The sequence below is a fragment of the Candidatus Symbiopectobacterium endolongispinus genome, from assembly GCF_018777385.1.
Taxonomy (GTDB): Bacteria; Pseudomonadota; Gammaproteobacteria; order Enterobacterales; family Enterobacteriaceae; genus Symbiopectobacterium; species Symbiopectobacterium endolongispinus.
Map to the genome: position 1 here is coordinate 266,935 of NZ_JAFJYB010000002.1, position 13,494 is coordinate 280,428.

The following is a 13,494-nucleotide window of genomic DNA, read 5'->3' on the forward strand; positions in this document are numbered from 1 at the left end:
TCTTTCACTGATTCATGTTGCGCAGTGTAAAGAGCCGGTAAGCACGTTGCCTTCCAGTGAATGCCATGGGACAGAGCAGGTTGGCAAAATGGCAAAGCTGGCCGTGAAAGGCGTCACACTTCGTTGATATCAGTGTGCGTTATGCCGTGCCTTTTGCTCCTGTGATCCTACCCACACTTCCGTGAATTGGCGGTGAAATCTTTGAAAAATGACGTCACCCTGAAAACGAAACGTCGGGATTTGAGGGTGAAATTTCACCGGGGTGGGTAGGCTGTTTTCTATCGATGTTTGCATTATTGCAAAGCAGAAAAACAGGGGGCTTGAAATGACTTTGCTACAAGGTGATGAGTTTCTCGCTCGGTGACCGTTGCCGTGGAGCCGCGTGCGCCGCAACAGGCGTTTCCTGAGCATTATCATGATTTCTGGGAAATCGTGTTGGTGGAGCAGGGGGCTGGCGTGCACGTTTTCAACGACCAGCCGTTTGCGTTATGCAGCGGTGCGGTGTTTTTTATTCGTGATAACGATCGCCACCTGTTCGAAGACGTTGACGGCCTGTTCCTGACTAATGTGCTCTACCGCTCGTCGCGCGGCTTTCGTTTTCTATCTGATATCGCTCCCTTTCTGCCCTACGGGCCCAACGGTGAGTGGCAAGGGCAGTGGCAGGTCAATGCGCCGACCATGCAGCAGTTGAAAGGGCTGCTGGAGCGCTTGTCGCTGCTAGCCCAGCGCGACTCGCCGGAAGATATCGCCGCCAGCGAAAGCGTGTTTTTGCAAATTCTGGTGCTGCTACGGCAAAAATGTTTCCAGACCCAGAGCCTGGATGGCGATCGACATGGGGTGCAGGCGCTGCTCGGCTGGTTGCAAAACAATTACTGTGAAGAGGTGAACTGGGGGGAATTGTCCGATCGCTTTGCGCTGCCGTTGCGTACCTTGCACCGGCAATTGAAGCAGAATACCGGCATGGCGCCACAGCGCTATCTCAACCGTTTACGCTTGCTGGAAGCGCGCCGCCGCTTGCAGCAGAGCGATGAATCGATTACGACCATTGCGCATGCGTGCGGTTTCAGCGACAGTAATCACTTTTCCACTCAGTTTCGCAAGGCGTTCTCAGTGGCTCCCAAATCCGTACGTCAGCATACTGGGAGTGCTGCGGAATAACACAACGCCAGTGCGGGTGAGGTGAGTGTGACCATGACGCGCGGTTTGAAGCTGCAAACGGAAGACTATTTCCTTACCGATAAGCAGGCGGTACGGGTGGCAGAGCGTCACCCTCAGCCTGACTTCCCTCTGCATCATCATGATTTTGACGAGTTAGTCATTGTGTGGCGCGGCAACGGTATGCACCTGTGGAACGACGTGCCCTATCGCATTACGCGTGGCGATCTGTTCTACGTCAGTGCCAACGATCGCCACAGCTATGAGTCGGTAAACGATCTGGAACTGGACAATATCCTGTTTATTCGCGATCGACTGACGCTGCCCACCGACTGGCATAACCTGCTGCCTGGGGCTGACGTGCCGCAATCTCGGCGCTACTGGTGCCTGGGCTCGGCGGGCATGGATACGCTGCGCGACAAGGTGGATGATTTGGCACAGGAGTGCATGAAGTCGGACACGCTGTCGTTGCAACTCAGCGAAGTGCTGCTGTTGCAGATTGCGCTGTTGGCGCTGCGTTACCGCCATTTACCCGATAGCCCACAGCTGGCCGATGCGCACCAGTTGGATCTGCTGATGCTGATACTGGCGCTGAGAGCCAGTATCGGCAGCCCATTCCGTTTTGATGCGTTCTGCCAGCAGCATGACTTTAGCGTACGCGGCTTGGGCGCGCGCTTTAAGCAGGAAACCGGGATGAGCGTGGCCCAATACCTGCGCCAACTGCGGTTGTGCAAGGCTATGGAGCTGTTGCGTTATGACAGGCAGACCATTGGTGAAGTGGCGGCACAGTGCGGTTTTGACGACAGTAACTACTTCTCGGTGGTGTTCCATCAGGCGCAGGGCATATCACCCAGCGCCTATCGTCAGCGTTTTCTGGCAGGATGAGCGGGTAAACTCAGCGAGCAACCTCGTCCACATCCGGTGCGTGGGTAATACGGTTACGCAGATCGCGTCGCACAATTTCCACCAGCCAGAAGCAGAACATGTGGCCGAAAATTTCGGAGAAGTGTTCAGCGAACGGCTGATCCCACGGTGCAGGGACGGTACCCATCAGCGGCAGCAGGAAAACGTGGAACACCACGTGCAGCACCAGACCATAGAGCGCACCTTGCCACAGTTTAATTTTCGGCCACACTTCCGCCACCACGCAATAGATCACCGCGAAAGTGATAGAGAAGCCGAAGTGCATGATAAATCTCATGATCGGGCGAGGGTTTCCATTGTACAGATAGCTCAGGTGAGACATATCTAAAGACACGCCCATTTGCTGCAACAGTTGCTGCGGCGGGTTAGTCAGGTCACGCAGGGGCGTACGCGGCGGAAATGGGATCTCCCAGCCAAATTTAGCCAAGACGCAGACCACACCGGCAATGATCCCTACCAGCAATGCCACCAGAATTTTATCCCTTGTGGTGTGTAGTTGCATTTCTCTTTCTCCTTCAATAACGAGTTTTTATCGCAGTTTATTTCTAAAAATAGCGACTATCGCCATAGACAATAGCGTTATAAGTAGATGATTTGAGGGGATAATACGCCTGAAGGGATTTATTTTCTAACGTGAAATAAAGGCGTGATTTGCATAACTCTTTGTTTTATAGGTAAAACACTGATATTGCATAATGTTTGATTATGTAAATATTATTGATCATGTGGCATTATATTGTTGTTAGGACTCAATATTGTTGCATATTTTGCGGCGGTTGGCGCAATGTTGGCGTGGTGTTACAGGCCGCCCCAGCGGTGTTTGGCTCCGAGAGCGGCCTGTAAAGGGGTATCAGGATGCCATACCCATCCCCACGATATTGACCGCGAGAATAATGATTAGCCCGCCCAGCACCAGCACGCTAACCGGTTTTTTCCCTACGTTATTCCACTCTTTCAGTAACAACCCGACAATGCCACCGCACAATACGTAGAAACTCATGTGCAGCATCCAACTGAGGTAGGTGTAATCGACCGGAATGTTGGCATGGCCCCAGGAGTAGAAGAAGAACTGTAAATACCACATCATGCCGCCGAGAATGGAAAACAGCGCATTGGAGATCAGCAGCGTTTTGGCTTGTGACAGGTCGGCTTTAATAGATATGGTGGGACTCATGGCCAAACGCAGGAAACAGAAACCCAGGTTGACAATGGCACCGCCGCTCATAATCACCACATAGCTTGGCAGTGCCACGTAGAGTGGGTTCAGGCCAAGCGCCTCTGCTGCCTGATGCATCGGTTTGGCTGCGTCCATGGCGAACGACATGCCCGCAGAAAAAATACCGCACATTACGGCCAGCAGTAGCCCTTTCTTCAAATTAAACTCTTGTGCACGAATGCCGAGCGCACGTTCCTTTAGCAAACCAGCGTAACTCACCACGCCCACGCCAATCAGCGCTACGCCCACGCCGACCAGACTTAGCTGCCCGCCGGTGGTACCAAACAACTGCATAAATTTGCCTTGCAACAGCGGGGTCATCAGGGTGCCGATAATCAAGGTAATACCAATGGCGATACCGATACCGAGCGACATGCCGAGGTAGCGCATGGTCAACCCGTAGTTGATATTTCCGATGCCCCACATGGCACCGAACAAAAACACCGGCAGCAGGGTAGAAAAACTGAATGAACCGAAATAGCCCCAGAAATCGGGCAGTAGCAGGGCGCTGATGCTCCAGGGCAAAATAATCCAGGAGAAGAAACCGCCCAATGACCACATGGTTTCCCATGACCAGTGACGGACCTTTTTGAACGGAGCGTAGAAGCAGGCCGCGCTGGCAGCACCGACAAAATGCCATAAAAGCCAGAGGAGAATTGCGCTATTCATAGAACCCTCTTGTTTTCATTCTAATCAGAGTAGGAGTACGTGTATGAACGCATCTCAGGGGGATGGTTCGATAGGGCAAGTGTAAAAAGTGAACGAGGGGGCGACCTTCCGCTCCATGCCACTACCGGCACGTCACACGGCAAGATACGAAAGGTGAATGCCACTGGTGTCACAAAAATAACCAAAGGAAAGAATGAAGTAGCGTTTCAAGTGGAAGGGTGTTTAAGCATTGACGAAGCACTGCACGCTCGGGTTATGCTAAGGGTTTGGGGTCCCCCTCTGGCTGAAAGTGGAGTAAAGCAACGTGAAAATTACGGATGTCAAAACCATCCTGGCGAATCGCTACCTGTTTGTTGAGATTCACACGGACGAAGGTCTTGTCGGGATCGGTGAATCAGGCACCTGTGGGTTTCTGGATGCCTCCACGGGGGCGGTGGAAACGCTAAAAACCTACCTGATCGGGCAAGATCCGCTGCGTATTGAGCATCATTGGCAGTACATGTACCGCTGCTGGCATTTCCGCGGTGCCGCCATCATGGGGGCGATCAGCGCTATCGATATCGCGCTGTGGGATATTGCGGGTAAATTCTATGACACTCCCATCTACAACTTGTTGGGAGGTCGCTGCCGCGATAAGGCACGGGTCTATGCCCATGCTGGTGGCAAAACCACGGAAGAGACCATCGCCAACCTGAAAAAGATGAAGGCACAAGGCTTTACCGCGATTGGGCATCTGACGCCGTTTTTGGATGAGTCGCGCGGCGATCCCTATTTCATCACCCATGCGAAAGAAATCGGCGAAGCCATCGAGCGCATTGGCGCTTATCGTGAAGCGGTGGGGAATGATGTCGATCTCTGTATCGAAGTACATCGCCGTCTGAAACCGAATGATGCGATTGTGTTTGCGCAGGGTATCGCGCCTTATCTACCTTACTTTATTGAAGATCCGATCGGGGCAGATAACTTTGATTCGATGGCGCAGGTCGCAGACAAAATTAACGTGCCGATTGCCACCGGCGAGCGTCTGAACAACCTGCAAGAGTTTGCCATGCTGATCAAACGCAATGCGGTTTCCTACGTGCGGCCTGACGTGTGCATGTGCGGAGGCATTACCGGCGCGAAGAAAATCGCAGCGCTGGCCGAAGCGCATGACCTGATGGTGGTACCGCATAACCAGCTCAGCCCGGCCTCTACGGCCGCCTGTTTGCAAATTGCGGTGAGCATCCCCAACTTTGCTCTGCTGGAGTATCCCGGTGACGACCAACCGGCGCTGTCGGAGAAATTTGGCGCCACCGGCGTGGAAAATGGCGTATTGAAGCGCGATGTGGTCAAGAGCACCTTCAAGTGTGTTGACGGTTTTATGGAGATTCCCACGGCACCGGGCATTGGCATCGAACTGGCGGATAATGTGGCAGAAAAATATCCATACTGTCGCCGTCCACTGAAAACGCGTCTTCATGTAGATGGTTCAGGGGTCGATCAGTAAACTGTGCGTTTTGCCGTCGTGTGCCCATTACGCGACGGTGGTTATTCACCTGCAAAAAGAAGAACTATGGAACGTTTTATTGAAAACCTGATGTACACCTCGCGTTGGTTACTGGCCCCGATCTACCTGGGACTGTCGCTCGGGTTACTTGCGCTGATGCTCAAATTTTTCCAGGAAGTGTTTCACATTCTGCCAAGCGTCTTTGCATTGGCATAGGCCGATCTGATCCTGGTACTGCTGTCGCTGATTGACATGACGCTGGTAGGCGGCCTGTTGGTGATGGTGATGTTGTCTGGCTATGAGAACTTTGTCTCGACGCTGAACATTGATGAGGATCGGGAGAAACTGAGCTGGCTCGGCAAAATGGATTCCGGCTCACTCAAGAATAAAGTGGCGGCATCGATCGTCGCCATCTCTTCAATCCATTTGCTGCGCGTGTTTATGGATGCGCGCAACACGCCGGATAACAAGCTTATGTGGTATGTGATTATCCACCTGACGTTTGTGCTCTCGGCGTTTCTGATGGGCTATCTGGACAAGGCGACGCGCCACGAAAAGAAGTAATGTTAACGGTACGCCCACTCAGGCGTACCGAGAATTTACTGACAAACCTACCGAAAACGGTAACGCTTCCCGACCCCCGGCATTTCCGCCACCTCCGTCATTCGCGCGAAGGCGGGAATCCCGTGCAGATGAAATACGTTTCTTCTCACAGAGATCCCCGACTTTCGCCGAGGATGACGAGGAGGAAAGTGACTTTGCCAGCAGTCTGACAGTTCGTCCGCTCTGGCGTACCGTTTTACTTACTGCGGCGTAGCGGTGTGCGCCAGCCATTCCGGCAGGTCATTTAATCCCATAGCCTGGCGCACCAGCACCGGTTTCACCCCCGGCAGGCGGTTCGCCAGCGTCAGGCCAATATCCCGTAGCAATTTTTTCGCCGGGTTCTCTCCGTTAAACAGTTCCCTGAACCCTTGCATGCTGGCCAACATCAGCGCGGCACTGTGCTTGCGCTGGCGTTCATAGCGTCGCAGGTAGAGGTATTGCCCGAAATCCTTACCTTGCCCATGTAAGCGTTTGATTTCGGCGATCAGCGTGGCGACATCCATAAACCCGAGGTTGACGCCCTGTCCGGCCAGAGGGTGGATGGTATGTGCGGCATCGCCCACCAGCGCCAGTCGATGCGCGGCAAATCTGCACGCATAGCGTCCGGTTAACGGGTGTGTTTGCCGGGCACTGATGGTGGTGCACCGCCCAAGATGCGTGTCAAAGGCGATCGCCAATTGCTGATCGAAAGTCTCCTTGGGCAGTGCCAGCATGGATTCGGCCTGCAACGGTGGCAGCGACCAGACAATCGAGCACAGGTTTGCCTCCGCCAACGGCAGAAACGCCAGAATGCCATCGCCGTGGAACACCTGGCGTGCCACGCCGTCGTGCTGGCGTTCGGTGCGTACCGTTGCCACCAGTGCGTGATGACCGTAATCCCAGAACGTCAGTGGAATATCGGCCTGCTGACGTAGCCAGGAGTGCGCACCGTCTGCGCCGACCACAAGGCGCGCCGTGAGCATGGTGCCATCGTCCAGCGTAATAAATGCTTCGTTCTCGCCCCAGGCCACCTGCTGCAATACTGCCGGTGCCATCAGGGTAATGTCTTTTGCTTTTTCGGCTCGTTGCCACAGGGCGCGTTGAATGACATCATTTTCGATAATGTGGCCGAGGCGGGAAAAACCATAGGCCTCGCCCTCGAAATGGATATTGCCAAAGCTGTCTTTGTCCCAAACGTACATGGCGTTATAGGGGCTGATGCGCTGTGCTTCGATCGCTTGCCAGACATCGAGATGACGCAGCAGGCATTCGCTGGCCGCGTTAATGGCGGAGACGCGCAGCGCATAAGCCCCGTCCGCGGCCGTCTGTGGTGGCGTACGCTGTTCCAGAACGGCAATGCGTAGCCCGGATTGTTGCAGCCCGCAGGCTAATGCCAGACCGACCATGCCGCCGCCCGCGATAACCACATCAAATGATTGCATAAGCCCTGTTTCCTGTTGCTTGCATTAACGATCGACCCAACCCAACGTGCGGCGTGCAAAGGTATCACGCACGGGCGCAACGGTATTCATGGTCATCAAACCTAGATTGCGACCCACTTCCAGCGAGGTAACACTGTTGGCAAACAGGCGTACCAGACCGTCTGTCAGCGCAATGGTCGCCTGCTGATCGGGTTCTCGGCGCTGAGCGTAGCGGCTCAGCACGCGATAGCTGCCGGTGTCTTCCTGGTATGTGGCGGCTTGTGTCAGGGTTTCTGCCAGCGACATCACATCGCGCAGCCCGAGATTGAATCCCTGTCCGGCAATCGGATGTAGCGTTTGTGCCGCATTGCCCACCAGCGCCACGCGATGCGCGATATGACGTGCTGCTGTCACCAGTCGCAGCGGATAGGTGTGACGTTCGCCGATATGGGTAATTGCGCCCAATCGCCAGCCAAAGGCGCGTTGCAGCGCGGCGCGGCATTCGGCCTCGCTCCAGGCGGTTACCTGCGTCTGGTTTGATAACGGGTGGCACCATACCAACGAACTGCGTCCACCGCGCATGGGTAATAGTGCTAACGGGCCGTCCGGGGTAAAGCGCTCAAAGGCTTTTCCCGCATGAGGCAACTGGGTGCGGATGTTGGCAATAACGGCAAACTGCGGATACTCCTCTGTCTGCCACTGCATGCCGCTGGCCCGAGCCAGCGCGGAGGAGGAGCCGTCTGCCGCCACCAAGAGCTGCCCGCACAGCGTACTGCCGTCATCCAGTTGCAGGGTGGCCTGTTGGGCACTGCGTTCAACGTGTACTACCTTGCGGGGGCAGTGCACGCGTACGCCTGGCGCACTGTGGAGTAACCGAAACAGGGTTTGACCAACCTGATGTAGCTCCACCACGTAACCCAATGCGGCGGTACGATAATCACTGGCCTGCATGTTGACCACACCGGCGTGGCCGCGATCGCTGACGTGCACCGCGGTGATGGGTTCCGCTTCGCTGGTGATAGCTTGCCAGATGCCGATACGCTTAAGCTGCTGCACGGTGCCTTCCGCCAGCGCGATAGCGCGGGCGTCGAAGCTGGGATGCGCGCAGTCCAGCGGCGAGTGTGCTTCTATCACCTCGACGGGTAGGGTGCCGCCGGAAAGGGAGGAAATGGCCAGTGCCAGCGTTGCTCCCGCCATGCCTCCGCCGACTATCAGGATCGTCATCGCGATTATCTAGCTGCCTGGCGTACGGCACAGGCCTGTGCCATCAACGCTTCAATGTCGTCGGCGTCTTTTACGACGCCCGCCGTTAATACTTCGTTACCGCTGTCAGTGATCAGAATGTCATCCTCGATGCGGATACCGATGCCGCGATATTCATGGGGCACTTTGGCGTCTGGCGCGATATAGAATCCCGGTTCGACGGTGAGCACCATGCCGGGTTCCAGCAAACGGCTACGCTCTGACGCGCCGTAATCGCCAACATCGTGCACGTCCAGCCCCAGCCAATGGCTGAGTCCGTGCATGTAGAACGCGCGGTGCGCCTGTTCGGCGATCAGTTCATCAACGCTACCTTTCAGCACGCCGAGTTTAACCAACCCTTCGACCATGATACGAATCACCTGCTCATTCACTTCACGAATGCTGACACCGGGTTTGAATAGCGCCAGCGCTTTGCACTGTGAAGCCAGCACAATATCGTAAATCGCGCGCTGCGGGGGGCTGAATTTTCCACTTACCGGGAAGGTCCGCGTGATATCACCGGCATAGCCCCGATATTCGCAGCCCGCGTCAATCAGTACCAAATCGCCATCGCGCATTTGCCGTTCGTTTTCTGTGTAGTGCAGAATACAGCCGTTATCACCGCTGCCGACAATGGTGTTATACGAAGGATAGCGCGCACCGTGGCGGGTAAATTCATGATGAATTTCCCCTTCCAATTGGTATTCGTACATCCCAGGTTCACAGCTTGTCATGGCGCGAGTATGGGCCTTGGCGGTGATCTCTCCAGCCCGACGCATCAGCTCTAGCTCTTTCGGGGATTTAAACAGGCGCATCTCGTGCACCCAGGGGCGCCAGTCGGTCTGCGTCTGCGGTGCGATAAGCCCCTGACGCGTGCCGTTTCGCAGCGTCTCCAGTGCGTTGAACAGCAGGCGGTCCGCGTACTCGTACAGCCCTTGTGCGTGGTAAATCACGTCCAGTCCGTTTAGCAGCAGGTGCAACTGCGCATTGATGTCGCTAAATGGCAGGGCGCGATCGACATTCAAGCGCGAAGGGGCCGCTTCCTGCCCCAGACGGCGTCCAAACCAGATTTCCGCCGTGACATCGCGCACGCGGTTGAACAGGACGGTGTGGTGATGGTGCTCATCGCTTTTTACCAGTAACAGCACCGCTTCCGGCTCGTTAAATCCGGTGAAGTACCCTTATCGCTGTTCTGGCGATAAGGGTACTCACTGTCAGCGCTGCGCGTGGCTTCCGGTGCGGCAAAAAATATCGCCGCGCTGGCGGGAGCCATTTTTTCCAGCAACTGCTGGCGGCGGCGAGTATATTCCTGACCAAAAGCGTCTTGTTGAATCATCACCTGCTCCTGTGTGATGCGCATTCGGTAATTCCCTCCTGCGTGAGAACCCCTGCGGGTAAGGCTGGATGCGCGATTAATTTAGCGTTAGTTTTTTCTTCTCCGGTGCGGTCTGTACCGGGCGTGTATATTCACTGTGGCAGAGAATGGCGGAAACTCTGACGTATTCGATGATTTCTTCCAGCGATTGCGCCAGCTCTTCCTGATCTTCATCTTCGTCATATCCAAGCTGGGCAATATTGCGCAAATCGTCGATGGCTTCTTTCAATTCGCCCTGCGCCTTGTTCAGACGTGGCTGAACGACGCCCAGCCCGAGCAGAAAGTGATTGACCCATCCGGCCAGCGCGTCGGCACGATCAAACACGCTTACCGCCGTGTTGTCGTCATCCGGTAGCAGCAGTTGGAATTCAAATTCGCTCTCTTCTAGCGCTTCTTTAGTGACCTGATACAGCGTTTGCAGCGACTGAGAAACCAAGTGAGAGAACGCCAGACCATCGTTAGTCAGCTCGTGTAACAACGTTTTCCAACTGTCATCGGTGTTGCCCCCGCACAGGATACCGCTGATAAGCCCGTGCATTTCCGCTGCCGTCAGTGCAACTTGTTGCTGTGTCAGGAGCGCGTCTAGGGTTTCATAGCCGGGATACGTGGTTTCTATGGACATGTGCTTTGTTCATCGTTGGCGGGTTGGTATCGTGTTATGCTACCACTAAGCTCGGCTGCTATGCCAGAAAGGGCTTGTTTCTTCTATGTTGAGTTATTATAGTTGCGCCCGCGTGAAGGGGCTGTCGCCAGTCCGTGATATGAATTTTTTCTGCAGCGCAGAAAACGAAATGAGGCAGGAAAGGGGCATGTCTGCACAACCAGTAGATATTCAAATCTTTGGCCGTTCGTTAAGAGTCAATTGTCCGCCGGAACAACAGGAAGCGTTGAATCAGGCTGCGGAAGATCTTAACCAGCGGTTGCAGGATCTCAAAGTGCGCACACGCGTGACCAACACGGAACAATTGGTGTTTATCGCTGCACTTAACGTGTGCCATGAGTTGGCACAAGAGCGCTTGAAAACGCGTGATTACGCGGCAAATATGGAGCAGCGCATCCGTATGTTGCAGCAGACCATCGAGCAGGCCTTGCTGGAACAAGGGCGCATAACCGAGCGTCATGGCACGCCTTTCGAGTGAGTCGAGAGGGGCTAGCGCCTTGCTCCGCGTTTTGGTTTTTTAAATTGATTTTTGTTAGTTGCCCGATGTTTTTCGCTATAAAGCGTGATAGAGTTATTCACGAGTAAAGAATAAAATTTCTCTGAGGTGTTTGTCTGCGTGTCAGTCCCCTGAGCCGATATTTCAAACCAACAGAATGTAACGCTCCGCAGCCGGTGAGCATGCTCGGTTCGTCCGAGAAGCCTTAAGGTTGCGACGGTATGTTCACCTTGAACCAAGGGTTCAAGGTTACCACCTGCGGCGGCATCTCGGAGATCCCTTCTCTCCCTTCTTTTCCCTGTTATTGCCTATGACTTCTGCGTCCATGCCCATTTCGCCACAGCAACAGCGTCAGGCCATGCGCGATCGCGTGCGTCAGTTGCGCCGCGCGCTCACGCAGAAACAACAAGCCCGGTTTGCCCAGCAGATTGCCGAACGTGCGTTGGAACAACCTGAAGTGCAGCAGGCACAGCGGATTGCGCTGTTTTTGTCGTTTGACGGTGAGCTGGATACCCAGCCGTTGATTGACCGTCTGTGGCAGCAGGGAAAGGCGGTGTATCTGCCGGTACTGCACCAGTTTTCGCCGGGACATTTGCTGTTTTTACACTACGATGCGCAGACACCGCTGGTAAAGAATCGCCTGAAGATCTTTGAGCCGCGTCTGGATGTGCGCCGCGTGTTGCCGCTAATCCAACTCGATGTACTGTTTACGCCGTTGGTGGCGTTCGATGCGCAGGGACAACGGCTGGGCATGGGCGGCGGGTTTTATGACCGGACCTTACAGCGCTGGCAACAGCGGGGGCCATACCCGATTGGCTTGGCCCATATGCCAGCAGGTCGATGCCATCCCGAACGAAGCGTGGGACATCCCGTTGCCCGCCATTCTGCCCCCCCCCCTCTCGCCGCTGGCAGTGGTAATCCGTCGTTGATTACAGCGTCGGCGTATCTGGCCCGCCAGACGTACGGTGCGACAGCATTTGTTGTACCAGTTCCACGCAGCGCAGGAAGCGCGAATCATAATCTGATTCGGTTACGTGTACGTAAGGGGCGTTATTCTTCACCAGCATGGTTTTGAGTAGCGTTTGGAACGCGCTGCGTGCGGTACTGCTACCCAGGCTACGTAAACCATCCACGACCCACGGCGTATTGTTTTCCAGCAGAATCACCAGATCAAACCGGTATTCGTCCATCAACGCCTGGACAAAAGGGTGTTCGCGTCCTTCATACTGCTTGCAAAATGCCTGGGTGGTGATGAAATCGGTATCGATAAAGACCACTTTATTGGCATATTTCACTGCGAAATCAATGCATTGTGCTTGTCCTAGCGCGATTTTGTCGTAGTCGGAATATTGCAGCGCCATCTCGTCGCCGCCCAGATGGGGAAAGACATAGTCCCGGCCAAACTCCCAAACGCTGGTGGTATTGAAGATATTGGCGAGCTTGTTGACCAGCGTCGATTTACCGCTGGATTCGCCGCCGAGAATGGCAACGGTGCGCACGAAAAAGGGCTTCACTTCGGTGGGAATATAATCCCAATAACGGAACGGATCGTGACGGATCTGTGCGCCGCTGATGTTCATAAATGAGCGTTCTGGGTCAACCAACACCGCGTCGATGCCTAACTGTTCGCGGTACTGCGGAGTATCTTTGGCTTCGCTGGTATAGACAAAGTTGGGTTCAATCGCCTTCTCTTGCATAAAGGCCTTGATACCGCGACTCCATACATCCCAGCCGTGTGGGTAAGGCTCCATGCCTTCTTCGTTAAAGGCGTGAATGCGGATATTCTTCTGATATTTAAAAGTTTGTAGCAGCCAACGCAGACGGTGGGCTGCTGCGACATGGCGCTGTGCTCAAACAGCAGGCGGTCGCATGATTCGTCGTAACCCAGGATCACATGCAATTCATCAACCTGACTACAGGCGCGCTGGATCAGGTAGATATGGCCGGTATGCAGAGGATAAAACTTGCCGAACACCACCCCGATGGTTTTGTCGTGGCGGGGAAATTCCAGTTCCAGAAAACGGTGCAGCGCTTCCAGCTTTTGAGCGCTGGGGTTTTTGATCTTGGCATTCAGCAATTGGCTGAGATAGCCCTTGGTCATACCGGTTGCGTCGGCAACCTGCTGAAGGGTACACCCTTTCTTGCGGATGGCGGGTTTCAGGTAATCAAAAGATGACATTGTCAGGCACTCTTGGTTTAGCACGTGTGTTTAGCATGCTAAACCAAGATACCACAAGCATTCTCAACCTGCGCGCATGTTCCCGCAG

General features: G+C 54.6%; 9 protein-coding genes, 1 other RNA gene and 4 pseudogenes. 7 read left to right on the forward strand and 7 right to left on the reverse strand.

Features of this window, described 5'->3' with window-relative positions:
- Positions 1-360: 360 nt before the first annotated feature.
- A complete protein-coding gene (gene rhaS, locus JZM30_RS07910; protein ID WP_438801481.1) occupies positions 361-1,158 on the forward strand; it encodes an HTH-type transcriptional activator RhaS in 798 nt (265 codons plus the stop codon).
- 33 nt (positions 1,159-1,191) lie between these two features.
- Positions 1,192-2,040 (forward strand): helix-turn-helix domain-containing protein, encoded by an 849-nt coding sequence (locus tag JZM30_RS07915; protein ID WP_252318274.1) that lies wholly within the window; start codon positions 1,192-1,194, stop codon positions 2,038-2,040.
- 10 nt (positions 2,041-2,050) lie between these two features.
- On the opposite strand, the gene JZM30_RS07920 is transcribed toward JZM30_RS07915, so the two are convergent.
- The gene (locus JZM30_RS07920; protein WP_252318275.1) at positions 2,051-2,581 is read right to left on the reverse strand and encodes a YagU family protein; all 531 of its coding nucleotides are present in this window, start codon (positions 2,579-2,581) and stop codon (positions 2,051-2,053) included.
- Between the two features lie 348 nt (positions 2,582-2,929).
- Positions 2,930-3,964, reverse strand: coding sequence for an L-rhamnose/proton symporter RhaT (gene rhaT / locus JZM30_RS07925; RefSeq protein ID WP_252318276.1), 1,035 nt, complete (start codon positions 3,962-3,964; stop codon positions 2,930-2,932).
- A gap of 304 nt (positions 3,965-4,268) precedes the next feature.
- Here rhaT and JZM30_RS07930 point away from each other — a divergent pair, with 304 nt between their 5' ends.
- Entirely contained in the window at positions 4,269-5,450 is a 1,182-nt protein-coding gene (locus JZM30_RS07930) for a mandelate racemase/muconate lactonizing enzyme family protein (protein ID WP_252318277.1), read from the forward strand.
- 66 nt (positions 5,451-5,516) lie between these two features.
- A pseudogene (locus tag JZM30_RS07935) lies at positions 5,517-6,014 on the forward strand (TIGR00645 family protein).
- A gap of 239 nt (positions 6,015-6,253) precedes the next feature.
- On the opposite strand, the gene ubiI reads toward JZM30_RS07935, so the two are convergent.
- The 4 genes and pseudogenes from ubiI to JZM30_RS07955 form a co-directional block, all read right to left on the reverse strand.
- Positions 6,254-7,474, reverse strand: coding sequence for an FAD-dependent 2-octaprenylphenol hydroxylase (gene ubiI, locus JZM30_RS07940; protein ID WP_252318278.1), 1,221 nt, complete (start codon positions 7,472-7,474; stop codon positions 6,254-6,256).
- 24 nt (positions 7,475-7,498) lie between these two features.
- Complete coding sequence (gene ubiH / locus JZM30_RS07945) at positions 7,499-8,677, reverse strand: 2-octaprenyl-6-methoxyphenyl hydroxylase (protein WP_252318279.1); 1,179 nt, start codon at positions 8,675-8,677, stop codon at positions 7,499-7,501.
- A gap of 5 nt (positions 8,678-8,682) precedes the next feature.
- Positions 8,683-10,031 (reverse strand): annotated as a pseudogene (gene pepP, locus JZM30_RS07950) (Xaa-Pro aminopeptidase).
- A 76-nt stretch (positions 10,032-10,107) separates the two neighbouring features.
- Entirely contained in the window at positions 10,108-10,692 is a 585-nt protein-coding gene (locus JZM30_RS07955) for a YecA/YgfB family protein (RefSeq protein ID WP_252318280.1), read from the reverse strand.
- 187 nt (positions 10,693-10,879) lie between these two features.
- Between JZM30_RS07955 and zapA the strand changes: the two genes are divergently transcribed.
- From zapA to JZM30_RS07970, 3 genes and pseudogenes are all read left to right on the forward strand, one after another.
- The gene (zapA, locus tag JZM30_RS07960; protein WP_252318281.1) at positions 10,880-11,209 is read left to right on the forward strand and encodes a cell division protein ZapA; all 330 of its coding nucleotides are present in this window, start codon (positions 10,880-10,882) and stop codon (positions 11,207-11,209) included.
- 115 nt (positions 11,210-11,324) lie between these two features.
- A non-coding RNA gene (gene ssrS, locus JZM30_RS07965) (6S RNA) lies at positions 11,325-11,507 on the forward strand.
- A gap of 45 nt (positions 11,508-11,552) precedes the next feature.
- A pseudogene (locus tag JZM30_RS07970) lies at positions 11,553-12,156 on the forward strand (5-formyltetrahydrofolate cyclo-ligase).
- Here JZM30_RS07970 and nadR read toward each other — a convergent pair.
- Positions 12,157-13,406 (reverse strand): annotated as a pseudogene (gene nadR / locus JZM30_RS07975) (multifunctional transcriptional regulator/nicotinamide-nucleotide adenylyltransferase/ribosylnicotinamide kinase NadR).
- Positions 13,407-13,494: the final 88 nt, after the last annotated feature.